Raw genomic sequence first — 23,021 nt, forward strand, 5'->3', positions numbered from 1 at the left:
CGACACAACGAAGAACTCCCTACCTCTTCACACAAGCAATCTGCAGATGTGCCAATTGCGTCACAAACGCTTATGCCGTGGGGTAATGACGGCTGCAGCGGCCCGCATCTGGTAGGTGCCAACCTTGGTTGGCACGCGTATCCACGCATGGCGCGAATCTACCCAGCATCATCGCGCGCCCTCACATCGCACTGTGCTACTACAGCCTGTGCACCCTTCCGCATCGGAGCACGATGATGGTCAACCCTCTGGCCCAGGCCCATCGCGGCCTCGGCACCACGCTGTTCAGCCTGTTGAACCCGATACCCTTCGGCTTCTTCGTCGGTGCCCTGATCTTCGACGCGATCTATCTCAACAGCGCCGAGGTGATGTGGGGCAAGGCCGCGGCCTGGCTGATCACCTTCGGTCTGCTGATCGCCATCGTGCCGCGCCTGATCAACCTGTTCGCGGTCTGGCGCCGCAACGGCACGGCCACCCGCATCGACCGCATCGATTTCTTCCTCAATCTGGTCGCCGTGGTGCTGGCCATCTGGAACGCCTTCGTGCACAGCCGCGACGCCTATGCCGTCGCGGTGCCGGGCACGATCCTGTCGGCGCTGACCGTGGCCCTGATCGCCCTGGGCCTGATCCTGCTGTCACTGCAGCCGCCGGTGCTGCAGGGAGGTCGTCATGGCTAAGCACATCCTGCCCACCGTCGCCGCGCTGGCACTGGCCGTCACCCTGTCGGCCTGCGCGGGCAAGGCCGAATACCACCCCACCGACCAGTCGGGACCGCAGCCGCCACTGCCCAAGCCGGCCAACTTCCTGATGCCGCCGATGCAGGTGCCCAAGGGCGTGGGCTGGGCCGACGGCCAGGCCCCCACGGTGGCCGAAGGCCTGAAGATCGAGCGCATCGCCGCCAACCTGCAGCATCCGCGGCGGCTGCTGACGCTGCCCAACGGCGATGTGCTGGTGGTGGAGGGCAATGGCCCCGGCGAAGAGCCGGTCACCACGCCCAAGCAGTGGATCGCCGGCAAGGTGAAGGCGCGCTCGGGCAAGGCCGGCAAGGGCGGCAACCGGGTCACCCTGCTGCGCCGCACGCCGGGAACGAACACCTGGACCCAGCACGTCTACATCGAAGGCCTGCATTCGCCGTTCGGCATCCAGTTGATCGGTGACACGCTGTACGTGGCCAACACCGGCAACATCATGCAGTACCGCTATGTACCCGGCGAAACCCGCATGTCCGACAAGGGCCGCGAGTTCACCGACCTGCCCAGCACCATCAACCACCACTGGACCAAGGAACTGCTGGCCAGCCGCGATGGCAGCAAGTTGTACGTGGGCGTGGGGTCCAACAGCAACATCACTGAAAATGGCCTGGCCGTCGAATACCGCCGCGCGGTGGTGCTGGAGGTGGACGTAGCCACCCGTGGCAGCCGCATCTTTGCGTCCGGTATCCGTAACCCGACCGGGCTGGACTGGGAGCCGAGCACCGGCACGTTGTGGGCGGTAGCGAACGAACGCGATGAGATCGGTGCTGACCTGGTACCTGATTACCTCACTTCGGTGAAGGAGGATGGCTTCTACGGCTGGCCCTACAGCTACTACGGCCAGCACGTGGACGAGCGCGTGCAGCCGCAGCGGCCGGACCTGGTGGCCAAGGCCATCACGCCCGACTACGCCATCGGCTCGCACGTGGCACCGCTGGGCCTGCTGTTCTACACCGGCCAGGCACTGCCGGCGCAGTACCACGGCGGCGCCTTCATCGGCGAACACGGCAGCTGGGATCGTTCACCACTGAGCGGCTACGAAGTGGTCTACGTACCGTTCAAGGACGGCAAGCCGACCGGGCGGCCGCAGACCGTGGTCAGCGGCTTCACCTCGAAGGACGAGAAGACCCTGATGGGCGCACCGGTGGGCATGGCGATGGATGCAGAAGGCGCGCTGCTGGTGGCCGACGACGTGGGCGACGTGGTGTGGAGGGTGTCGGCCAAGTAATTCTGTAGAGCCGAGCCCATGCTCGGCTTACGCGCGCAGCGCGGGGATTTCCGTGCACCGAACGAATGGCAGCCGAGCATGGGCTCGGCTCTACAGTTCTGCGGTACTGCTGCGGAACCCGCTGAACACCGATTCAGCGGCAAATCCCACGCCGCCCAGCAGCACGCCGAAATACACCACCGTGGCCACCACGAAACCATAACCGGCTGCCACCGCCGCGCCATCGCGCTGGATGAAGCCAATCGCAAACGACATCAGCGCCAGCGCCGGCAACGTGTTGCTGAAGGGAATCGGCCCGGCCGGCGCCATCAGCAGCAGGGTCGCAAACACCAGCATCAGGTTGTTCAGGCGCATCATCTTCTTCGAGCGCACCATCACCGCCAGCCGCATCGGCCGCGACAGCCGCTCCATGCGGTGCACCCATTTCAGCGCACGGCCCAGGTTGGCCTTCAGCTTGTCGGTGGCGATCTCGCGGCGCGCCAGCTTCTGCGGCACCCACAGGGGGCGGTTGCGCACCCGGCTCAGGCCGATCAGCAGGATCGAGGCGCCGAACACCGTGCTGAGCCCGGGAATCGACACGGGAATGATGAAGATGGCCGAGAGCAGGATCACGATCAGCAGCAGGCCCTCATCGCCCAGCGCGCTGAGCAGGGTGCCGACGCTCACCTGGTCGCCGGGCAGCTCGTCGATCATCTGCTCGATCTGCTGGGCCAGGGGCGCGCTGTCGTTGGTTTCGGGGGCACGGTAGGTCATGCGTCGCAAGGTTCTCCAGGGAAGGGCGGTCAATGGGCCGTCCTGCGGTGGGGGACGCACAGGCTCCTGCAGTATCCCGGCCAACGTGGCCAAAGAGGTGAACCGGGCATGAGGGGGTAAACTGGCGTGCCCCGCATGAGTTGAACGCAATGGACATGGGCCGCAGGCAATCGACCATCGAACTGGTCGCCATCGACATGGATGGCACCCTGCTGGACCCATCGCACCAGCTCACCCCAGGCGCCAGGAAGGCCATCGCGCAGGCGCGGGCGCTGGGCGTGCACATCGTGCTGACCAGTGGCCGCCCGGTTCCGGGCCTGGCGCCGTACCTGCACGAGCTCGGCATCACCGGCAACGACGACTACTGCATCGCCTGCAATGGCGGCCTGGTGCAACGCATCGGCACGCGCGAAACCGTGGTCGAGTATCCGCTCAGCTTCGACGATTTCCTGTTCTGCGAGCAGGTGGCCCGCGAAGTGGGCGTGCACTTCCAGGCGCTGGACAGCCAGCGCATGTACACGCCCAACCAGGACATCAGCTACTACACCGTGGCCGATTCGCATCTCTCGCGGATGCCGCTGTCCTATCGCCGCGTGGAAGACATGGACCCGTCGATGTCCTTCATCAAGCTGATGATGATCGACGAACCCGAGGTGCTGGATGCCGCCATCGCGCGCCTGCCCAGCGAACTGACCGAGCGCTTCGCAGTATTGAAGAGCGCGCCGTACTTCCTGGAAGTGTTCGACCACCGCGCCGGCAAGGGCCCGAGCCTGCAGAAGCTGGCCGAGCACCTGGGCATCGACCGCGCCAACGTGATGGCCATCGGCGACCAGGAAAACGATCTGACCATGCTGCAGTACGCCGGCACCAGCGTCGCGATGGGCAATGCCATTGATGCGGTGAAGGCGGTGGCGCGGTTTGAGACCAGCAGCAATGCTGATGACGGCGTGGCGCGCGCCATTGAGCGCTTCGTCCTGCAGTAACCGCGCGTCCCTATGCTCTGGTAGGTGCCAACCAAGGTCGGCCCCCACCACGCCGGGGCTATACCCACGTATAACCCACCCATCCCCATCGCCATCGGCGCTGTACCACCGCGCAATGGCGAATACGGCAGTGCGATGCAAGAATTTCGCACGTCGAAATCACGCCATCGAATTCTGAGGCAGAGGATCGTCTTCCTCTGCCACTGACCGGCGCGCACTGCGCCGTCACTCCCTCAACGCAATCGCACCGCCAGCCAGGGCGCCGACACCGGTGCTGCAACGCGCTGGGCGTGCGCCTGCGCCGCTCTCTCCCTGCACCCTGGATCTGCCCATGAACACCCCACCCACGACGCGCCTCGCCCTGGCCATCATCGCGGCCATCGCCGCACCTGCGTACGCCGCAGAAACGCACGATGCCGCGCACGACTCGCCCACCACGCTCAACGCCCTCCAGGTGATCGCCACGCCGCGCGGTGCGGCCGTGGCACCGACCCAGGTGGTCGGCCCCAATCGCTACATCATCAAGGCAGAAGACCTTGATGCGATGGTCACCGGCAACAACGGCCTGGCCATGCTGAAGCAGGTGCCCGGTGCCAGCTACACCGCCACCGACGGGCTGGGCCTGGATATCTCGGCCACCAGCCTGTTCGTGCGTGGCTTCCGCATGAACGAAATGGGCATCACCTTCGAAGGGGTGCCGCTGAACGACAACGGCTTCCTCTCGCTTACCGGCACCAGCGTGGTGAACGTGGGCGTGCCCGATGGCATCGGCGCGATCACGGTCAGCCCCGGTGGCGCACCGGTCAGCGTGTTCTCCAGCAGCGTCAACGGCGGCAGCCTGGAATACCGCCTGCGCGAGCTGCAGGACACGCCCAGCCTGCGCGTGAAGCAGGGCGTGGGCAGCAACAACACGCTGGTCACCACCGTATCCGGGCAGAGCGGCCAGCTCGGCGAGCATGGCCCGAAAGTACTGGTCGACCTGCAGCGCGTATCGGCTGACAAGTACCAGGGTGAGGGAACCCAGAACTTCCTGCGCGGCGACCTGAAGCTGCAGCAGGATGTTGCCTGGGGTGACTTCACCGTGTTCCTGTCCGACAGCAAGGCCAAGGTATGGGGCTACAACAACATCTCCTTCGACATGATCCGCAAGCTGGGCTGGAAGGCCGACATCTTCTATCCGGACTATGCGTGGGCCTGGTACGTGGCCTCGCCGGAGAATGCGGACAAGTCCTGCGGCGCCTACACCTGCGGTGAGCTGTCCGAACTGATTCCGTACGACACCGGCCAGACCACCCGCGACCGCGTGTCTTCGATCAACCATCGCTTCCAGATCACTCCGGCGCTGAGCGGCAACGTGCAGCTGTACAACGCCAACAGCCACACCCAGGCCACGTTGACCGACCCGACCGTACCGTCGCCCAACGGCGCGCCGTTCTCCGAACAGGTGCAGACGCCGCGTGTGAATCGGCTGGGTGGCATGGTCAACCTGCAGTTCGAGACCGGCGCGCACACCTTCACCGCCGGCTTCTGGCAGGAGAAGAGCAAGGCCGCGGCCAAGACCGAGTGGTACCAGCAGCCGCTGCTGGGCGAGGGCCCGCCGCTGAAGGCCACCGGTCCGTTCGATGTGTACGGCCCCGCGTTCAAGACCGACAACGCATCGAGCTGGGTGACCCGCTCGCGCCAGTTCTACCTGCAGGACGACATCGTGCTGAACGACACACTGAAGCTGGGTGTCGGCTTCAAGGCCGTGGACTTCCGCACCAGCGGTGGCGGCCTCGGTGATGCCAAGGATCGTCCGGTGAACGGCACGCTGCGCGCGAAGAGCAACTTCCTGCCGCATGTCTCGCTGTTCTGGAGCCCGACTGAATCCACCGATGCCTTCATCGACCTGGCCAACACCATGAACGGCTATCGCGTCGCCCAGCGCGGCAACATCGGCTACACCGCCTCGGCCTGGACCATCACCGACCAGGAAGAGTTTGACCGCGTGGCGGGCACGCTGCGCCCGGAGAAGAACTGGAACCTCACCGTGGGCGCATCGCACCGCTTCGACCGGCTGACGATCACCGGCGATGTGTTCTACAACGACATCCGCAACCGCCTGCTGTCGGCCGCCATCGGCACCCAGTTCGCACAGATCAATACCGTGCGGTTGATGCCGAAGATGCACGTGATCGGTGCCGACCTCGGCATCACCGCCGATCTGAGCGACCACCTGCAGTTCTACCAGGGCGTGGCCGTGGCCCGTTCGTACTACGACAGTGATTTCGTGGTGGGTGACACGGTGTACCCGATCAAGGGCAATGCCCAGCCGGGTTACCCGCAGATCTCGCTGGTCAGCGACCTGTCCGCCCACTTCGGTGACTGGCGTTTCGGTGCCACCAGCACCTCGTACCTGCGCCAGCCCTTCACCTACGAGAACGACATCCGCGTGCCGACCTTCTGGCAGGTCAACACCTATGCCGCCTACCGCTTCGGTGCCGACAGCGCGGTACCCGGCCTGGAGCTGCGGCTGGACGTGAGCAACCTGTTCAACCGCCACAACATCGGCACCGCCACCATCGCCGGCTCGTCGTTCTCGGGGGATTACCAGACCCTGCAGCGCAGCGCGCCACGGCAGCTGATGTTCAGCACCTCGATGACCTTCTAGGTAGATCCACGCCATGCGTGGATGCACTTGGCGGCCCCCCAATCCCACCTGGCCCCCCCCCTTGGGCAATCAACAGCGATTTTCCGGCAGCGACGCAAGGTTCCCACAATGTTGCCGGGGCATCCTGTTGGCATGGCACAGCACAACCCGCGAACCCTGCTGTTCGGCATCCGGGGCCCAGGACGGCCCCGGCAGGCGCTGTCCGTGGCGCCGGCGATCGACCTGCGGGCCGAATACCAGTTCTGGCAGGTCTATGAACGCGTGGTCCGCCCACTGCCCGGTGGTGGGCTGCCGCAGGCCTGGCTGGTGTGCCAGAAGGTGTACCGGGACCGGTGGCAGCACCCGGAGGACAGCCAGGCGGCGGGACTGTCACGGGTGCTGTTTGGCGGGAACATGACGGCTGACCGGGCGTCGGAGCTGGCGGAGCTCCACGCGCTGGTCAGCCGTCGGGTGGCGTTGCTGGCAAAGCGGGGGCGGTTGCATTCGGCAGCCTGATGCCTGCCCTTGGTAGGGTCGACTGTTAGTCGACCGCTCTTCGCACCCGGCCGCAGGAGGACACGCGCAGTCAGTGTCTATTCGACTCCGGCGAACATACCAAGGTGATTCCGTCTTCCGGGTATGCCTGCGGAAAGCGGTTGTTCTCACGACACCATGTCGCGGCGGGCGGCGATAGCCATTCGATCAGCATCAGAATCTCATCGTGGTGCCTGCGCAGGTTCCAGCCGAGGATCGGTTCATGATGGGCGATGCGGTTGCGTAGCACGCGTATGCGAGTCAGCGGTCCCGAAAAGCTCCTCCTCTTCAGTCCCCTGGGCGCACCGGGGTCCGCAATCCGGTGAAGGATCTGCTGCCAAAGGGCCTCGTAGTCCTTGTTGAACATTGTTGTCCAGAAACTGAAGGTGAGACTGGCGACCACACCGCCTGCTGTTACCGTCTTTCCCGCTCTGATCAATTCGTTGACGGCTTTGGCGACCTGCTCGAGTTTATGAGCAACCTTCAGTGCGCCAGCGCCTCGGCCGTATCACGCCTCGCCCTTGGCTTGGGTCAGAACGGTGTGGATGCGGTTTCGCAGTGCCACTTCCAACGTCTGCAGCGGTGCGTAGAGGCTTTCAGACAAGTGCGTATTGCATCCATACAGGGCGATGGCTCGGCTACGGTCGCCCCCCGCCCAATCCAGGTAGCGGCCAAAGCGCTCCAGGGAAAGGGCTTCTTCGAATCTGTCATGGCTCATCGCTGCCTGGACGCCTCCACTGATGCCGATTGCAGTGTGCTGCCGTGTGGGGTACGGTGGTGAAGTACACCCCGGTACCGTCTCTGTCCTTCTGGGCATGCGGCCGGGGTATTTTTTTGATTGTTGCGACTCCCGTGCGGACGAGGGCTCCCGGCAATCAGGCTCATGTATTTCCCCGATCCAACTGCCGATACCCGATCGCCTCAGCCAGATGCGCGGTGTGGATGCCCTCGCAACCCGCCAGATCAGCAATCGTTCGCGCGACCCGCAGAATCCGGTGCATCGCACGTGCGGAAAGCTGCAGACGCTCGATGGCCTGCTCCAACAGATCCTGGTCGGCCTCGCTCAGCTTCGTGCACGCCCGCAGCGCCGCCGGCGGGAGATGTGCATTGAGCGCGCCACGCGCCTGCTGCCGGGCATGGGCGGCTTCTACCCGTGCACGTACCGCAGCACTGGGCTCACCCAGTGGCGTGCTTTCCCGCAGCTCTACCGCATCCATACGCGTCACGCCGATATGCAGATCGATGCGGTCCAGCAACGGTCCGGACACACGTGCACGGTAGCGGTTGATCCGTTCATCGCTGCACAGGCAGCGGTTGCTGCGGTCACCGGCCCAGCCGCACGGGCAGGGATTCATCGCGGCCACCAGTTGGAACCGCGCAGGGTACTGCACGCTGCGTGCCGCGCGGGCGATGCGGATGTGGCCGGACTCCAGTGGCTCGCGCAGGGTCTCCAGCGCGCTGCGGTTCCACTCTGGAATTAGGTCATCCTGTGTCATGTCACGCGGCTACACTGTATCCGAGGGACTCCACTTGGGAGATCATCCTATGCTTCTGCTGATAGTGAAGGTGCGTGATCCCAGCCTGTTCAGTCAGTATCTTCCTGCCGGTACTCAACTGGGGGCCAACATAGCAAGCAGGCTTCCTGAAGGCTTTCCATTGCTCATCGATGGTGAGGGGAAGCTAAATTGGGCCTGCTTTTGCTATCTCTTGGAGAAGTACCGGATAGATAGTGCTCGGGATCGTCGGAGAACGCTCCAGACCTATGCCGAAGGATTGAAGGACTGGTTACAGCACCTTGACGCTCGGGGTATGGACTGGACCAGACCACCTCCAGTGGCACTGAGTGATTTCAGACGGTCCATGGCACAGGGTATCGGGCGAGGGCATCCTGTCTCAAACTCTACAGTCAATCTAAGAACTGCAATTGTCAGGGACTTCTATGCCTTCCTGGTCGATTGGACCAGATGGCGCCTCCATCATCCTTCGGAAGAGATCGACCGATATCCGATTGATAGGTTTCTGCATGCGGCATCGAAAGTGGCAGCCGCCAAAGCCTACAAAAAAGTTCCGAAGGCGCTCTCTGCGCAAGATGCTCAGAGCATCTCTGCTGGACTGAAGCTTCCCTACTCGCTGATGTTCAAGTGGTGCATAGCCACGGGACTTAGGCGGACCAACGTTGCAAATTTAACTATCGCGCAACTCCCTGAGGAAGTCGACGAAATTGCCTATGTCAGGCTGACGGTAAAGGGAGGCAAGCCGCTAGATGTCCCTGTTGCCAGAGCTCTAATGAGTGTGACTTGGGACTACATTGAAACGGTTAGGCCGAGGCTTCTGTCGAGGACGCGCATAGAAACGGATCACATCTTCGTCAATGAAAAGGGAATGCCTGCTACTTCCAGCTCCTACTACAGCGCGTTTCGACGTGCCGCAATGCTGGCGGGAATACGCGCGTCACCTCACTGTACACGTCATACCTTTGCCGCTCACATGAACGCTGCCCTCGAGCGTTGTGCAGCTAGTGGTGTCGGGATAAATCCGACCAAAGTTCTGCAGCACATTCTTGGTCATTCCAGTCCTGCGACAACAGAGCTGTACCTGGATACCGTTAAAGCGATGGACCTCGGAGTGCTGCGAGCGCTGATCGAAGTGCAGGAGAGTCTTGAATGAAGAATGAGACCCTAGTCATCAGGTTTGTGAGCGACATTCCCGGACGGGACGTGGATTCATACGATTTTCGTCTGTTGGGTCTTAGTCCTGCCGTCGCCTCGCATCTAGCAAAGTCATTCCAAGCATTGACGGCGACCTACAGATCCGTAAGCAGAAGGCAAGCTTGGGCCTCGGTAAGAAAGTACTGCAGATACTTGGCAACTCAGCATGACCCTGATGCGGCAATGAAGCGTCAATCAGTCATTAAGGACTTCCTCTGCTCTATGGATAGGAATGTTCGCCAGTCAACTGCGATCTCTCACTACAACTTCATTGCAGCGATCTATAGATGGCTGTCGCTGAACGACGCAGCGAACACAATATTGTGGATGAATGTTGATTCTGGTCCTTGTGGATTGACGCGAGAGGCGAAGTCTGTGCGCAGTATCAGATTGTCTGTCAGCGACCTATCTATGATTTTGTCGGCCAGTAAGAAGGGCATTGATCGTGTGCGTCGACGATTAGAGCTTGGCGAGATCGCGATCAGAACTGGTGAATGTGAGGAGCTCTCCGGCCGTGACGTTGCCACATTGGTTGGCATCCAGAAGGGGTTGCAGCGAGGAGTGCTAGCAAAGCACCAGCTGACAAGGAGGGGCTTGATTCAGCACAGCTGCCGGTACAGGGAGGTTCGTCGCTACGTCGTCCTGGACGCACGTGATTTCATCCCATATCTCATTTGTCTGATGTGCCAGACACTCGCTAATCCTCAGTCGGCAATGGAGATCTCTGTGGACTGTGTTGAAGCGCACCCGGTTGACCCGTTGAAAAGGCGTGTCATATGGGACAAGTACAGGGCCGGGCGGCAACAGGTGCTAGACGTAAGTGCAGATGGCCGTTACTCAGTTCCTGCTCTGGTAGACGATATCACTCAAAAAACTCGCGTCCTACGCCCGATTGCTGGTGACTTTTCAGCGCGCTTGTTCATCAGTCCTTTCGGGGCGGGAGCGAGGACTCCTAATGTCCAGGGTTGGCACAACGCGCTGGCCGAATTTATCAAGGAGCATGATCTTCCGGACTTCAACTTCGTCGACATTCGCGCGTCTGGTGCAGAAGCTCTGAGTACATCCGGTGTTGGAATTGAGTCCATTCAGAGGAAGATGCAGCACAGCCATCCTAGGACAACGCAGCGGTACCTGAGTCAGCATCCTCCCTCGTCACAAGCTCGAAGAAGAGTTGCGACGTTCATTGGCAAGGTTCTGGAAGAGGCCAGGCGTCCAACTGTGCGTCGCTACGAAACAGTGACGGGTTTGCAGTGCTCTGATCCATCTTCGGGGGTCGCGCCGCAGTCAATTGTTGGGAAGGAGTGTCTCCAGTACCTGCAGTGCGCGACATGTCCCAATAGCATTGTGGTGATTGACAGCGCGAAGCATGTGTCCAGGATGCTCGCGACACTAAGTTCGCTAGAGCGAATGAAGAAGGAGGCCACTAAATCAGTCGATGTCCGAGCACGCTATCTGGCAGCTTTTGAGGAAACGCACCAAGTCCTGCTGGCATTACTGGAAAGGATTCCCAAAAGAGTGCTTGAAGTAGCGAGGCCGCTCGCTCTGAAGATCCCGCATCTGAGTATGGAGTGATCTATGAATAGGGTCCGCTCTGCGCCAGAGAAGGTTGATTTCGATCTCACAAAATTTGGTGTCCGGTATGAAGACGGCTGCTGGGAGCTCCGTCAGTACGTCGTTGGCGATTCCTATCATAGGGTCTGTTTAGACTTTCATAAGCTTCCCTCCGCTTGGAGGTCTTCCGCGAAAGACTACTTTGCTAAAACCCTTCTAGGGTTGGTTCCGCGGGCGTCGACTATCCCATTGACGTTGAGAGAGCGGTTCTACGCCATCAAGTCTTTCGCCGTCTGGTGTAAGGAGCACGGCGCTGCGTCGCCCAAAGAAATTGATTCTGAGCTGATTGAGTATTGGGGCCGCGAGGTTGTCGGATTTCAGAAGGGTAGGCGGATCACGCCACGTGCGGAGGGCTGTAGGTCTGCGAACGTGGAGGATTTTCTGAGAGGACATACTGACTGTTCTGTCGAGGTACGGGCGGCCTGCTCTGCGGTCGCGCAGCGATCGCGCAAGAGAATTAGGATGGCTGGGAATGAGGCCGGAACAGACGCTCTCGGCGAGGATCTGATTCTAAGGGTGCTGAGGGACGCACTGGTGGTGGTACAGGAGGACGCACCGGAGGTACTTAGGCTCGTCAGCAAGTTTGCCGGACCCAGGGCCACAAGGACTGCCAGACGTGGACGTCGTCATTGGCACTCAGAGTGGGTAGGGGATCGGCCGAACTTTAGCTCTGAGGCCATGAAGAGGCTTGGAGAGCGCACGTGTTTGAGCGAAGAGCGAATGATTGGGACGGTGATCGGAGCTGCTATCGCGGTGATCGCGCTGCTTTCGGTTATGCGAACGTCTGAGTTGCAGCGACTATGTGTCGGGTGTGTTGAGAAAGAGGGTGACGGTGAGTTCGGCAGTTGGGTCATCAAAGGAATTCTCGCCAAAAGTGGGCGTGCCCACACTTGGATAGTCGTCCCAGAGGTCAAAGCTGCTGTGGAGGCAATTGAACTATTGGGGGCAGAAGTACGAGCTAATAGCGGCACTAAGGCGCTCCTGGCGGCGCGAGTGGTGAGCAGAAAACCGTATCTAAGTGGCCGGACGCGCGCACCATCTAAGGTTGCATGGGCTTCGATGTTGCTATGCAGGGTGAGAGAATTCGCTCAGCTGTCGTGCCCTGAGGGAGGAACGGCGCTGGAGCACCTGACTTTTCGGAAGACCAGGAGGTTCTTAGCCCGATTCGTTGCAAGGCGAGATCGCTCCAGTCTCGGCGCCCTCGCATTTCAGTACGGACACTTGGATGCGCAGATCACTGATACGTACTATGTCGGCAACGACCCAGAGCTAACCAAGCTACTGAACGAAGAATCCAGCTTAGAAGTGATCAGGGCCATGGAGGATCTTGCGCGCTCTGATTCAGTACATACGAATGTTCCTGCTGAAGTGATGGAAGCGACTAGGCAGAGGATCGAAGCTGTACTGTCGCGCGTGAGTACCCAGAAGGAGGTGTTTCGAATGCTGGGTGCCGGGGTTGTCCTGGGTCCTTGCGATTGGGGATACTGCTTCTACCGGCAAGAGCGATCGAAGTGCGAGGGGAATGAAGACGGACCGAACAAGGCAAATAGAACTCCAACTACCTGTGCGAGCTGCTTGAACTTCGCAGCGACGCCTCGGCATGCCGAGTGGTGGAGGCGGCGCGTTGCTGACTTGGAAGAGTTCGCCAGGTTTCGAGGAACTCCGGCGCAGTCCAAGAGGATCGCCGCTGAGAGATTGGCACAGGCAGTGAAGATTCTCTCTGTTATTGGGGGAAGTGATGAACCGTGAGTGTCTTTTGACCGAGTTCGAGCTGCAGCTGGCGGCTTGGAGGGCGGGTGGCAGAAAGCCATCAGTTAGATCGGTCGCAGAAGGCTGTGGGATCTCGAGACAGTCCGTCTATCGGTCCCATCAATGCGTGGTTGCGAAGATTGCTGAGCTCTCAGACCCGCAAAAGCGCGAAAGGGACGTAGCCTTGAAAATCGATCTTCTTCGAGAGCGACTCAGGCGCGAAGTTGAGAAGGTCGGGATTCTCACCACGTTGTGTGGTGAGCTGGCAGCGGCCCTGCATGATGCCCGTGAGGAGCTGGCCTTTGCGCAGTCAACGGTTGAGCGACTCCGAATGAAGAAGGGGCGAGGATGAGGTTCAGCAAGCCTGTAGCCACAATCTGAGGACCTTTGTGCCGATGCCTGGTCAGTTCTCTGGCTGGAATTCAGTAAGCGCAGCCCTCAAGACTTGGTGGGGCACTGTTGCGAGCAGCTCTGCAGGCGTTCGCCCATCCAGAAGGGCATGGCCGGAGAGAAACCATTCAATCTCTGACCAACCAGTGGTTCGACCCTTGGCGTCGAGAAACTGGCCGGTGCGCCGAATCGATCCAAGGATCTCTGCGAGGCATTGGACCGGCTTGCCATCGCAACCGAACTGCCAAGGTGGAAAGTGCCAGCTGCCGCCCGAGTCAGGTAGATAGGCTGCCAGAAGTCTTCCTTCACGAAACCACCGCATAGCGAATGGCGCTTGGCCGCTTCGCCCGTCGCTAAGAGCTCGCTCGACTTGGGTTGCAGTCGGCCATCGGGTGGCGAGGTCCGTTCGCCGCGCGACTGCAAGATGCTCTAGTGAGATCGGGCTTCCAATGCTTCGCATAGAGGTTAGCTCCGGCTGAGTGAGGAACACTCAAGGGGGTTGGCACAGGTTGTCGAGACGACAAGTCCGTGCGATGGATGGTGCCCCCGGTCGGGCTCGAACCGACACAAGCCGCTTATCTGGCGCTGACGGGTTATAAAACCGCTGCTCTACCTATTGAGCTACAGGGGCATGTCAACGGACGATGCCTCCGTATTCGGTGATATGAAGCGAAGATCTCTTTCATAGGGCACCATCGCCGGCGAGAAGATCCCGGTTGAGCTCCGCAACCCGGACGACATCCAGGAAGACGGTTTCGGCCAGATAGATCGACAACTGTCGTAGGAGGCTATCTCTAAATGCGTCAGCGCCTGAGTCGCGCTCCGTCACGCCCAGTCGGAAGTCGGTCACGGCCTGAACCTCCGGACCAGATACTCCATCCCGGACCTCACGAACGGACCAACTCAAGATCACTTCGATCATCTTGTCTCCTCATCCGGCGGGATGCGGCCAATACCCAAGCGCAAAGCCGGCCAAGCACACGGGGTTAGCTGGACGGGTCCGCCTGATACTACATGATTTTCGTGTAATCGGTGAGTGAGTCATACCGTACCTATCGCCCAAGCTTGGCGATGGTTCGATGGCCCGAAAAACGATCTACCAGGCCGAGTATAGAAGCCTGATCGAAGCCCTGCGGCGTCGACGTGAGGCGCTTGCAAGAAGTCAGACGGAGGTCGCGAAGGCACTGGGCTGGTCTCAGCAGGCCCTGTCGGCAGTAGAAGCAGGAGCGCGCCGTCTCGACATCATTGAATTTGTTCAGCTATGCCGGGTGCTCGAAATCTCTAAGGAAGACGCATTTGCACTCCTAACACATCTCCATTCCGACTCGGTCTGATGCTCAGGGAATGTGCTGCAAAGTTGCTCCATCTAAGGCCAGAGAGGGCCGCACCAAACAGGATCGCGTCCCTTCCCTGCGGGCATCGTGCGAATTCTGCACGAAAGTGGTCTGTTCCTGGGCGCCCAAGGTCGCTCCACCGGCAGGGGCAAAGTTGAGTGGCTCATGACTGGTCATGTGCTTCTCGAGACTCGCGCTCTCATTGAGGTGCTTCAAACGGACCCAAGACGCGCGCTGATGGCCGCTAAGCGGGAGTTTCAGGGCAGTCAATAGAGGCTACTCCACGCGTCGCATCATTTGGTGTCATGTGTCGCGTGCAGACTTTCGACAAAGAATCCTACTTGAGCAACGTTTCGCACGTCATCTTCCAGTTAAAGAGAGTATGAATTGTTTGAGACTTAGTAAGCTCAAGTCATTGGAATTGCCCAGGAATAGCGGAAATGGTGCGGTGCCGTTGTTGCTCCATGCACGCAGCACTGTACGGGTAAATCAGTGGAGCCCAACCTCTGCTCAGGCAGACGCAGAGGCGACGGAAGGAATCCAGATTGCCTTACCGGTCCCCTGACGCCTAAGTGCGGCAGCCGGCTGTGGCACACGTGAAGCATGTTGTGATTGTGACGGGACAAGCTGTTTGCTCCGCAAGAGTTCCAACTACACGGCAGCGAACTCGCCCACTGGCTTGATCAAATCTGACAAATGGCCATCCACGATGTGTACGTTTCGAGCGGCTTGAAGGGCCAGCTCCTGATCATGAGTCACCATGATGATCGTCGTACCCGCGATGTTGATCTCTTGGAGCAGCTCGAGGACGCCCCGCGCCATCTCTGTATCGAGATTACCGGTTGGTTCGTCGGCAAGCAGTAGCCTCGGACTGCCGGCGAGGGCTCGCGCAATGGCGGCTCTCTGTTGCTGCCCGCCTGACAGCGTGCTGGGGTAGTGGTTAGCTCTTGAGCCGAGGCCGACTCTCTCAAGGACGCTGATGATCCTTTGCTTACGATCCTTCGCGTCAAGGCCTCGATATCTCAAGGGGACGTCAACGTTGTCGTAGAGCGTCAGGTCAGGAATCAGGTTGAATCCTTGGAAGATGAATCCGACCTTCTCATTTCTGATCCGGCTGCGCTCGCGATCACCCAAGCGGGACACATCCTGCCCATCTAGCGCATAGGTGCCGCCGGAAGATTCCTCAAGAAGGCCTGCAATGTTGAGAAACGTCGATTTTCCAGAGCCGGAAGGACCTGTTACCGCTACGAACTCGCCCTCTTGCACGTGTAGATTTAGCTCCCTAAGCGCATGCGTCTGTACCTGTTGGATCTGAAATACCTTGCTAAGCCCTTGCATCTTGAGCATGTCGCACCTTGTCGTTTGCCGACTAAGGGTCGGCACGTGGGAAATGGATCAGAGTGAGCGGATAGCTTGTACAGGCGTGACTGCTGATGCCTTCAGAGCTGGGGCCAAGACTGCGGCCTGGCCTAGCAGCCACAGTGCCATGGCACTGACCGGAAGGTAGATTGCCGGCAGCCTAGGCAACTCGTAGAACCGCATCAGACCAAGATTCATCGCGTAAGAAAGAGCCACGCCAACCGCAATGCCAATACTGACGATCAGGAAGTTCTCGATCTGGAAGTAGCGCAAAATGTCCGACCGAGTGGCTCCCAACGCGCGCCGAATACCGATCTGCTTTCGGCGCTGCTCTACCCAGTAGCTGGCCAAGCCCACTATGCCTAACGCAGTGGCTCCAAGAAGGGCAATGATCACCGCGGCAAGCAGCCCCATCATGACCTTGGCGCTGCGGAAATAGTCTGATCTGAGTTCGGATACCGGGCGACTGGCAGATTGATCAAAGACCACATCAGGTGCGGCAGCGGATACGACCTTCCCCACTTGACCGAAAATTCGCGGAAGATCTTTCGGATTGGCTTGCACCAAGTACCTGCCTGCGAGCTGTGGCCCAGCGACGGCTGGAACGATGAGCGACCAATCATTGCCCAATGCCTCTCCACCGCCGGGTTGCGAGACGACAAGGTGGTCGACGACACCAATTACAGTGAAACGGGTATCCATCGCCCACACGCTTTGACCAATTGCGCTTTGCCCTGGCCAATAGCGATCAGCCAATTGCCGAGTCACCAGCACAGGCGCGTTGGACGGGACGAACTGCGCGATGGGCGCATACTCGGCCGGCTCTGGCATACGGCCAGACACCACATTCAAACCGAGGGCCTTCAGCGCCACAGCGTCCCCAAGATAGAAATCCAGCACTCCGCCAGAGCGCTCAAGCGCCTCGTCGATGTTCACACCAGCACGCACACCGGGATCGCCAAAGGGGACGGCACTGATGACGCCCACAGCCTGCACACCCGGAATGGCGCGGATAGCGTCTATTACACGCGCGTTGATGTCATTTGCATTCTCTGCACTGAATCCCGTCAGTTGGACGATCCCAAGTGATTGCTCCTGAATGCCGCTATCAAGGTTGAGCGCTCGATTCTTTTCCATGAACATGAAGATCGCGTTGCACAGAACCGCACATGCCAAAGCTATCTCAATAGCGATCAAGAACGTAGACAATTTGTGCTTCTTCAGCGCCGCGACGATGATTCCAACTTGCATGGCATCTTCCCTCAAAGCAGTTTCAGTTGGGCAACTGGCTGGATGGAACTCGCTCGATACGCAGGGATAGCACCCGCCAAGAGGCTTGTGAGCAAAGAAAGAACGAATGTTGCCAAGAACATTGCGGTGTCCAGGTGGACAAGATCGGCATAGGCGACTGGCTGAATGCGAATCGTCCACAGGCCGAGTAACGTTAGGAACAAACCAAGTACGCCGCCCAAGGCGCCGATTACGCCGGCCTCGACCAAGCATTGCGTGAAGACAGCTAGTCTGCTTGCCCCCAACGCACGGCGGAGGCCTATCTCCCCGCTGTGTCTCATGAACTTTGCGAGCAGCAGGCCGACTACGTTTGCGAGGCAGATCAGAAGGAAGGCGAAGGCTAAGGCCGTCTGAACTTTTACATCGCTGGGTACGACCTGATTGAAGTCCAGCCATCCCATTAAGGATCTCAATCGGGTGTTATCGTCATGTTTGATGCGTCCTAAACGCTTCTGCTCAGCAGCATAATTGCGGAGGAAGCGATCGTAGTCCTGAACGCGCTGCGGACCACTTAGCTTTACCCACAGCGCAACGGCGACGCAGGGCGAGCCTTCCAGCACACCTGGGCGATCTGGGGTGGCCCAGCAAGTGAATGGTTGGAAGTCGCCCTCATTGATTTCGAGGCTAGCTGAAAGAGGTAGAAACACGTCGTCCGCGGCGCCGTAGAAACCTGAGGTCTCGCCGCCAGAGAAGCGTCCGCCTCTGATCTTGTAGAACAGCGGGGAAGGGCGCCATGGGCCTAGAACGCCAATGATCTGAAGATTCGTATCTTTGACCCTGAGGCTCTGACCGATGCTGTTGCGGCCGCCGAATAACTTCTGGTTAAGTCGGTCGGAGATCACTGCCACACGACTGCGACGTGCGTCATCCTCGGCAACCCAAGTCCGCCCGTACTGTAGCGGTACATCGAACATGGTGAAGAAATCTGCGGTTGTCGATATCGAAGAGATCATCAGCGGTGCTGCGCCAGGAATCTCTGATCTAACCTTGGCAGGATTCGAGACCACCAGAGTCTGGCTATCCGCCTGCTTAGCGGACCACAGGTCGAACGCAGTCTTGTAGTCCATAACATCATAGGGTTCTCGCCCCTTGGACTCGGGATTCACATCGACCTGTGGGTAGTAGATGTCACCACTCTTGCCTGGAAGAGGATCTCCAGACAGGAGATGCATGACTGTAAGGGTTGTCATGCTCGCTCCAATGCCAACTGCTATCGCTAGGATCATTAAGCCAGTAATGACCTTGTTCCTTGCTGCGTTGTGCAGAGCAACCTTCACATAGTAGCTAAACATCTAAGCAACGCTCCTTTGCTGTCCCGCCTTCTAAGCGACGGCCCACGGATCTCTACTACGCCTGTTGAAGTGCGGCGTCCTCGACGGTCGAAGCACTCGCTGATCCAAGATCCAGCGTTCTATCAAAGAAGGCGCGGTACTCGATTCCGCCGTGCATGATCATTACCAGTGTTTTTCCCTTCGTGATCGTCATGATCATCTCCATGGCAGCTCGCTGGATGCCGACATCCAGGTTCGCAAGTGGTTCGTCTAATACATAGAGATCGGCCGCTCTACTGAGTACCATGGCCAAGGCAACCTTCTGCTGTTGACCTGCCGAGAGCTGCTCAGGATAAGCCTCAAGAACTTCTGACGAAGAGACGGCTAATTTCTTCAGAAGCTCAATGTCAATGCCAAGGTCCTTCACAGCGAGCGGCGGAAAGGCGAGTGGCAGAGTGGATGAACTGATTCTTGAAGGAAGTGAAATGATGCCGCTTGTTGGCTGTAGGTGCCTCGCGAGGATGTTGGCGAGCGTGGTTTTGCCCGATCCGTTGTCACCCGAAATTAGGACTCTTTGACCGCGATCGATGACTGTCGACACATCCTGGAGAACGCTAGTTTGGCCGAAGCGGAAGGACACGCGATCGAGGACGACACTTTCCGAAATATGAAATTCGGTCGCACCCCGCAACTGGAGAAATGTTGATACTCGATGAACCGTGGTGCCGTAGCTCTGCAGCTCTGCCCAGTGCTTGAAGATAGCGATGAGGGTTGTTGCTGCACGCCAGAATGCATTCATGAATGCGATGAATGATCCAAAGGTCATCTTCTTCTGAAAGACGAATAGCGCGCCAACAAATATTGAGCACACATCCGACAGAACCATCGTCAAGTCACTTGCGCCTTGGAGTGTGCGCACCACCTTGAATCGGTTGTAGCTGGTGTCCAGCAGGCCGTGAATGCTCCTGTCGAACGAGCTCAACGTTTTTCCTGCCAGGCCGAATGTTCCAACCATCTTGAGGCTACCAATGGCTCTGGTGAGGACGCCTAAGACCTCGGCTTCCTTTTCCCGTTCTGTAGATGTAAGAGCTCTGACACGCTTTCCGACAATCAGACTGACAATCGTGGCCACAGGGATGAGCGCGGCGAGCACTGCGAAGGCCTGCCAGGAGATGTACAGCAGAGCGGTAACCAACGCTACGAACATGGAGATCTTGACTGCCACTCCTCTTACTAAGGCCAGCATTGGTAACAGGCCATCCTTTACATCAGATCTGATTCGCGAGACGTAGTACCCAACTCCATTTCGTAGGAAATCTTCGTAGCGCTCACTGTAGAAGGCGCTCAGTAGATCTTCACTGACTCGCCTCACAATGCGGTTGTCCAATCGTTGCTGCCAAAGAGACGTCACGTAGGCAGCAACATTGAGTGACACGCCGAGCGCGAGATAGCCAATTACTAGGTGCATCAGGCGCGAGAAGTCGCCCCTTAGCGACGCCTCATCAAGAATCGCCTTGATCAGAAGAGGATGTATCAGACCTTCAACTGCACCAACTGTCGCAGCGATGATCGTCACCGCTAGGTACTCATGACGGTTGGCGCCTAGCAAACGTGAGAAGTCACGCCAGGGTGTGTGGGCGTGAACAGGATCCGACAGATTGCTGCCGCTCGGCGTGTTCATTTTTGTCTTAACCCTCACGCAGGATCTTCGACGAAGGCAACGATCGGTTGATGTGCTCGTGCCTTCAAAAAATTGGCGTCCAAGATGTCCAGACAAAAATCATCTGGATGAGGTGAACTCAGTCGATGCAAGGCCAGGATACTTCCAGCGATACCTGTGGCGTAGTCGCAGGAAATACGAAACAGGTTCTCTCCCGGAATAGCCGCTGTGTCGTCGTCACCAAAGACATAGATATCGGTGAGGCCGTCATAAGGTCGCTTAGCCAGATCTAGGTACCTAGCATCCCCTGAGTACACATAGGCATCCACCAGAGTGTCAATCAAGCCGGCAAGGCCATAGATGAGTCCCGGGAATCCTGAGTACTTGCGGTAGAGGTCCATCACTAGAGATTCAACTGTTTCCCATAGACCGTATCTGATGGCGACCTTAATGATGCCGGCGGTGCCTTGCTCCACGTAAGGTTCGTAGGTGGCCACGCCATTAGGCGCCGCAGCGAACGTGGAAATACCTGCTTCCAACTCGCTTCCCTGTGCCAGGTCGTAAGCCAGGGCCAGCTGTCCCATGGTTCGCCACTTGGCATCACCAGTAGCTTGGGACAAGCGAAGAAAGAAGAGTGCTACTCCTGATTGACCGTAGCCAAGTCCAATCCGGATGACGCCGTCGTCTTCCCAGTAGATGCCGTTCTCCGTTCGAACTGCAGATGATGCCAGTCGCAGGCCCAGCTCTAGGGCGGATTCGAGATAGTTCAAGTCGTGCGAAGCGACAAACGCTGCCAGGTTTGCCATTCCGATGCCAGCTGCTCCGTAGTAAAGGGAGATTTGGCCCATCGGAACTGGACTCCTGTTGGCCATATCAATGAAATTGAGTCCAACAGCATTGTGACCCATGGCCAGGTGGGCCCATCCAATTCCAGCTAGTCCCGTCAGCACGCCGGGCGGCGCGTTGGTCTCATGCAGACGACCTGCGTCCGCAAAATGTCGTTCGAGCACTTCATTCGGCACCTCCACGCCAGCGCGTGTGAGCGAGTAGATTACTCCCGACGACCCGAATCCCAAGCTGGTTGCGTTAGTGGAGAGGGCAAAGGGATCGCAAGGGAACAGCGTGTACTTCGGGTTCAATCGGTAGTTTTGCAGAACGAATCGCGACAGCCGTTCAAGCAGCGGCCCCAATGGCTCAGAGGAGGTCTCGCGCGAATCATACGGCTCACGTATCGAGACATTTGGCAGTAGCCTTTCTTCGGCTTGCCGCAGAGTGGTCCGTCCCTGCGCTAGATCACGAATGACGTTGAGCACCGGCGTCCCTTCCCAGCCGATGTCCCGTACAAGAGTAGGGAGAACATTGTCAAAAAGATCGTCTCTAACATACGCCATCGCCACGATCGGGAACATGGAGTACATCATGATTGCAGAGATTGCGTACAGATCGTCCTCCATGTTGCTGACCTTTGTTCTGCTCTTCATCTTGCTTCTGAAGCCAGGCGTGTGGATATCGTCCGACTCTCCCTGAGATGGCTGGAATGCGGCTTCCAGATCAATCAGGCGGACTTCCAAGGATTCTCTCTTCACCAAGATGTTTGGGGGCGACAGATCGCCAATCACCAGCCCCGCCTGATGTGCCAGATCAACGGCTCTGAAGATGTTGGTAAAGATCGTGCGATACATTACGTAGAATTTTTCGCTATCCGCCGCAGATGGGCGTACCTTCATGAGTGGCGAAAATTGGAGCATGATCTGCCGCATATCCAGGGCATCGAAGTGCTCCTCTACCATGTAGAAGTTCTCCCAATCCCAGAACGAATCCAGCACCGCAGGGGCTATTCCTAGTGGACCGAGGATGTTCAGATTGGCCATCTCTCTTTTCAGGCGAGTGGTCGCATCACCGCCGTTCTCATAGAGCTCGACATGGGGTCTGGCCTCCTTGATGACGACTTTCTGATCGGTGCAAGTGTCCCTTGACAGGTATACGCCACCGGTGTTCGAGAAGCCCAAGGCGCTTTCGATCAGGTAGCGACCGTTGTTCAGGGTCAATTCTCCTGCGTTCTCCTCATCGGAAGTAAAGGGATCCTGCGCCCACTCTGGAGTCTCGAAGTAAGGTGTTCGGCGATCGGGTACATGATCTCCTGATGGCGAAACCAGCATCGGGATCATTCTTCCCATGAAGTCCAGGCGGTTCACCTGGATGATGCCGCCGTATCGGTAGTAGATGCAGCGACTGTCTTTGTAGCGCTTGTCGGACAGGATGTACGATCCGATGCTCGCTCCCACCTCCTGATAAAGAAGCTCGATTAGCTCTTTAAATTCGGTATCGGTGTGAGGGTAGACGGTAATGAACTTTCCAGATCCACCCCGAGGCCAGCGCTTTGACGTCATCATCCGCATGGTGCGGCAGTCGTTGGCGAATTTGAACTGAACATCCCGCTGGAGCAACAGCTCAGCAACACGCTGGAGAGTCTGCTTACAGTTCTCCTCGATTGCTGAAAGGTGGATCTTCCAGCCTTGGGATGGAAGTGGGCGCACGCCAGACTTCGCAGGCGGCAAGACATGGGACCACACTCCGATCTGTCGAATGCTCCAGTCTCGACCATGCTCCAGGAGAATCGAGTTCACGATCGATACCAGCTCATCGGTTGGCTTGTAATGCTCGTAGTTCGGTTCGTAGAAGCGTTCGTCGCTACCAATGAAGTTGATCTTGTCGACATGCCGCAGCTCACGCAGCGTAGAGTTTCCTGCTGACATCACACGCTATCCTT

Annotated in this window: 18 protein-coding genes, 1 tRNA gene and 1 pseudogene; 9 read left to right on the forward strand and 11 right to left on the reverse strand. The window is 58.6% G+C overall.

Annotated features, from left to right (window positions below):
* Positions 1–236 precede the first annotated feature (236 nt).
* Both HLA98_RS05335 and HLA98_RS05340 read left to right on the forward strand, forming a co-directional pair.
* Positions 237–677, forward strand: coding sequence for a DUF2231 domain-containing protein (locus HLA98_RS05335; RefSeq protein ID WP_041863928.1), 441 nt, complete (start codon positions 237–239; stop codon positions 675–677).
* Positions 670–1,980, forward strand: a complete 1,311-nt coding sequence (locus HLA98_RS05340) for a PQQ-dependent sugar dehydrogenase (protein WP_049451168.1) — start codon at positions 670–672, stop codon at positions 1,978–1,980. Before HLA98_RS05335 ends, HLA98_RS05340 begins: the two co-directional genes overlap by 8 nt.
* A gap of 90 nt (positions 1,981–2,070) precedes the next feature.
* On the opposite strand, the gene HLA98_RS05345 is transcribed toward HLA98_RS05340, so the two are convergent.
* Positions 2,071–2,733, reverse strand: coding sequence for an exopolysaccharide biosynthesis protein (locus HLA98_RS05345; RefSeq protein ID WP_049444347.1), 663 nt, complete (start codon positions 2,731–2,733; stop codon positions 2,071–2,073).
* 149 nt (positions 2,734–2,882) lie between these two features.
* On the opposite strand from HLA98_RS05345, the gene yidA reads away from it, so the two are divergent.
* The 3 genes from yidA (at position 2,883) to HLA98_RS05360 (ending at position 6,861) form a co-directional block, all read left to right on the forward strand.
* On the forward strand, positions 2,883–3,716 hold the full coding sequence (yidA, locus tag HLA98_RS05350) for a sugar-phosphatase (RefSeq protein ID WP_057501793.1): 834 nt from the start codon (positions 2,883–2,885) through the stop codon (positions 3,714–3,716).
* A 331-nt stretch (positions 3,717–4,047) separates the two neighbouring features.
* Entirely contained in the window at positions 4,048–6,366 is a 2,319-nt protein-coding gene (locus HLA98_RS05355) for a TonB-dependent receptor (protein WP_057501794.1), read from the forward strand.
* Positions 6,367–6,474: 108 nt separating this feature from the next.
* Complete coding sequence (locus tag HLA98_RS05360; protein ID WP_057501795.1) at positions 6,475–6,861, forward strand: hypothetical protein; 387 nt, start codon at positions 6,475–6,477, stop codon at positions 6,859–6,861.
* A gap of 70 nt (positions 6,862–6,931) precedes the next feature.
* Here the strand turns inward: HLA98_RS05360 and HLA98_RS21185 are convergent, their stop codons facing one another.
* The 3 genes and pseudogenes from HLA98_RS21185 to HLA98_RS05370 form a co-directional block, all read right to left on the reverse strand.
* Positions 6,932–7,246: a hypothetical protein gene (locus HLA98_RS21185; RefSeq protein ID WP_232015491.1), complete on the reverse strand. Its 315-nt coding sequence runs from the start codon at positions 7,244–7,246 to the stop codon at positions 6,932–6,934.
* Positions 7,247–7,387: 141 nt separating this feature from the next.
* Complete coding sequence (locus HLA98_RS21190) at positions 7,388–7,597, reverse strand: hypothetical protein (RefSeq protein ID WP_232015492.1); 210 nt, start codon at positions 7,595–7,597, stop codon at positions 7,388–7,390.
* A 163-nt stretch (positions 7,598–7,760) separates the two neighbouring features.
* A pseudogene (locus tag HLA98_RS05370) lies at positions 7,761–8,363 on the reverse strand (ATP-binding protein); the annotation flags it as partial.
* A 61-nt stretch (positions 8,364–8,424) separates the two neighbouring features.
* Here HLA98_RS05370 and HLA98_RS05375 point away from each other — a divergent pair.
* The 3 genes from HLA98_RS05375 to HLA98_RS05385 are packed head-to-tail and all read left to right on the forward strand — an operon-like array spanning position 8,425 to position 12,947.
* Complete coding sequence (locus HLA98_RS05375) at positions 8,425–9,546, forward strand: tyrosine-type recombinase/integrase (protein WP_160320760.1); 1,122 nt, start codon at positions 8,425–8,427, stop codon at positions 9,544–9,546.
* Positions 9,543–11,159 carry a site-specific integrase gene (locus tag HLA98_RS05380; protein ID WP_129550618.1) on the forward strand — a complete coding sequence of 539 codons (1,617 nt, stop codon included), beginning with the start codon at positions 9,543–9,545 and terminating at the stop codon, positions 11,157–11,159. The genes HLA98_RS05375 and HLA98_RS05380 overlap by 4 nt, the downstream gene beginning before the upstream one ends.
* 3 nt (positions 11,160–11,162) lie before the next feature.
* On the forward strand, positions 11,163–12,947 hold the full coding sequence (locus tag HLA98_RS05385; RefSeq protein ID WP_129550619.1) for a hypothetical protein: 1,785 nt from the start codon (positions 11,163–11,165) through the stop codon (positions 12,945–12,947).
* A 928-nt stretch (positions 12,948–13,875) separates the two neighbouring features.
* Here HLA98_RS05385 and HLA98_RS05390 read toward each other — a convergent pair.
* Together HLA98_RS05390 and HLA98_RS05395 are read right to left on the reverse strand one after the other, a co-directional pair.
* Positions 13,876–13,968, reverse strand: a tRNA-Ile gene (locus HLA98_RS05390).
* 51 nt (positions 13,969–14,019) lie between these two features.
* Entirely contained in the window at positions 14,020–14,259 is a 240-nt protein-coding gene (locus tag HLA98_RS05395) for a hypothetical protein (RefSeq protein WP_057501798.1), read from the reverse strand.
* A 157-nt stretch (positions 14,260–14,416) separates the two neighbouring features.
* On the opposite strand from HLA98_RS05395, the gene HLA98_RS05400 reads away from it, so the two are divergent.
* A complete protein-coding gene (locus HLA98_RS05400) occupies positions 14,417–14,671 on the forward strand; it encodes a helix-turn-helix transcriptional regulator (RefSeq protein WP_080392941.1) in 255 nt (84 codons plus the stop codon).
* A gap of 651 nt (positions 14,672–15,322) precedes the next feature.
* Here HLA98_RS05400 and HLA98_RS05405 read toward each other — a convergent pair.
* The 5 genes from HLA98_RS05405 to lanKC are packed head-to-tail and all read right to left on the reverse strand — an operon-like array spanning position 15,323 to position 23,007.
* The gene (locus HLA98_RS05405; protein WP_057501799.1) at positions 15,323–16,018 is read right to left on the reverse strand and encodes an ABC transporter ATP-binding protein; all 696 of its coding nucleotides are present in this window, start codon (positions 16,016–16,018) and stop codon (positions 15,323–15,325) included.
* A 48-nt stretch (positions 16,019–16,066) separates the two neighbouring features.
* On the reverse strand, positions 16,067–17,281 hold the full coding sequence (locus tag HLA98_RS05410; protein WP_057501800.1) for an ABC transporter permease: 1,215 nt from the start codon (positions 17,279–17,281) through the stop codon (positions 16,067–16,069).
* A gap of 11 nt (positions 17,282–17,292) precedes the next feature.
* Positions 17,293–18,612: an ABC transporter permease gene (locus tag HLA98_RS05415; protein ID WP_057501801.1), complete on the reverse strand. Its 1,320-nt coding sequence runs from the start codon at positions 18,610–18,612 to the stop codon at positions 17,293–17,295.
* Positions 18,613–18,667: 55 nt separating this feature from the next.
* The gene (locus HLA98_RS05420; protein ID WP_080392942.1) at positions 18,668–20,272 is read right to left on the reverse strand and encodes an ABC transporter transmembrane domain-containing protein; all 1,605 of its coding nucleotides are present in this window, start codon (positions 20,270–20,272) and stop codon (positions 18,668–18,670) included.
* 14 nt (positions 20,273–20,286) lie between these two features.
* Entirely contained in the window at positions 20,287–23,007 is a 2,721-nt protein-coding gene (gene lanKC, locus HLA98_RS05425) for a class III lanthionine synthetase LanKC (protein ID WP_057501803.1), read from the reverse strand.
* Between the last annotated feature and the right edge of the window lie 14 nt (positions 23,008–23,021).

This window comes from Stenotrophomonas africana (assembly GCF_013004645.1).
In the GTDB taxonomy this organism is placed as follows: domain Bacteria; phylum Pseudomonadota; class Gammaproteobacteria; order Xanthomonadales; family Xanthomonadaceae; genus Stenotrophomonas; species Stenotrophomonas africana.

Excerpts from the sequence above, each read along its gene's own strand:
- HLA98_RS05335 (WP_041863928.1), top strand. The coding sequence starts at position 237 with ATGGTCAACCCTCTGGCCCAGGCCCATCGCGGCCTCGGCACCACGCTG.
- HLA98_RS05340 (WP_049451168.1), top strand. The coding sequence starts at position 670 with ATGGCTAAGCACATCCTGCCCACCGTCGCCGCGCTGGCACTGGCCGTC.
- HLA98_RS05345 (WP_049444347.1), bottom strand. The coding sequence starts at position 2,733 with ATGACCTACCGTGCCCCCGAAACCAACGACAGCGCGCCCCTGGCCCAG.
- yidA (WP_057501793.1), top strand. The coding sequence starts at position 2,883 with ATGGACATGGGCCGCAGGCAATCGACCATCGAACTGGTCGCCATCGAC.
- HLA98_RS05355 (WP_057501794.1), top strand. The coding sequence starts at position 4,048 with ATGAACACCCCACCCACGACGCGCCTCGCCCTGGCCATCATCGCGGCC.
- HLA98_RS05360 (WP_057501795.1), top strand. The coding sequence starts at position 6,475 with ATGTTGCCGGGGCATCCTGTTGGCATGGCACAGCACAACCCGCGAACC.
- HLA98_RS21185 (WP_232015491.1), bottom strand. The coding sequence starts at position 7,246 with ATGTTCAACAAGGACTACGAGGCCCTTTGGCAGCAGATCCTTCACCGG.
- HLA98_RS21190 (WP_232015492.1), bottom strand. The coding sequence starts at position 7,597 with ATGAGCCATGACAGATTCGAAGAAGCCCTTTCCCTGGAGCGCTTTGGC.
- HLA98_RS05375 (WP_160320760.1), top strand. The coding sequence starts at position 8,425 with ATGCTTCTGCTGATAGTGAAGGTGCGTGATCCCAGCCTGTTCAGTCAG.
- HLA98_RS05380 (WP_129550618.1), top strand. The coding sequence starts at position 9,543 with ATGAAGAATGAGACCCTAGTCATCAGGTTTGTGAGCGACATTCCCGGA.
- HLA98_RS05385 (WP_129550619.1), top strand. The coding sequence starts at position 11,163 with ATGAATAGGGTCCGCTCTGCGCCAGAGAAGGTTGATTTCGATCTCACA.
- HLA98_RS05395 (WP_057501798.1), bottom strand. The coding sequence starts at position 14,259 with ATGATCGAAGTGATCTTGAGTTGGTCCGTTCGTGAGGTCCGGGATGGA.
- HLA98_RS05400 (WP_080392941.1), top strand. The coding sequence starts at position 14,417 with ATGGCCCGAAAAACGATCTACCAGGCCGAGTATAGAAGCCTGATCGAA.
- HLA98_RS05405 (WP_057501799.1), bottom strand. The coding sequence starts at position 16,018 with ATGCTCAAGATGCAAGGGCTTAGCAAGGTATTTCAGATCCAACAGGTA.
- HLA98_RS05410 (WP_057501800.1), bottom strand. The coding sequence starts at position 17,281 with ATGCAAGTTGGAATCATCGTCGCGGCGCTGAAGAAGCACAAATTGTCT.
- HLA98_RS05415 (WP_057501801.1), bottom strand. The coding sequence starts at position 18,612 with ATGTTTAGCTACTATGTGAAGGTTGCTCTGCACAACGCAGCAAGGAAC.
- HLA98_RS05420 (WP_080392942.1), bottom strand. The coding sequence starts at position 20,272 with ATGAACACGCCGAGCGGCAGCAATCTGTCGGATCCTGTTCACGCCCAC.
- lanKC (WP_057501803.1), bottom strand. The coding sequence starts at position 23,007 with ATGTCAGCAGGAAACTCTACGCTGCGTGAGCTGCGGCATGTCGACAAG.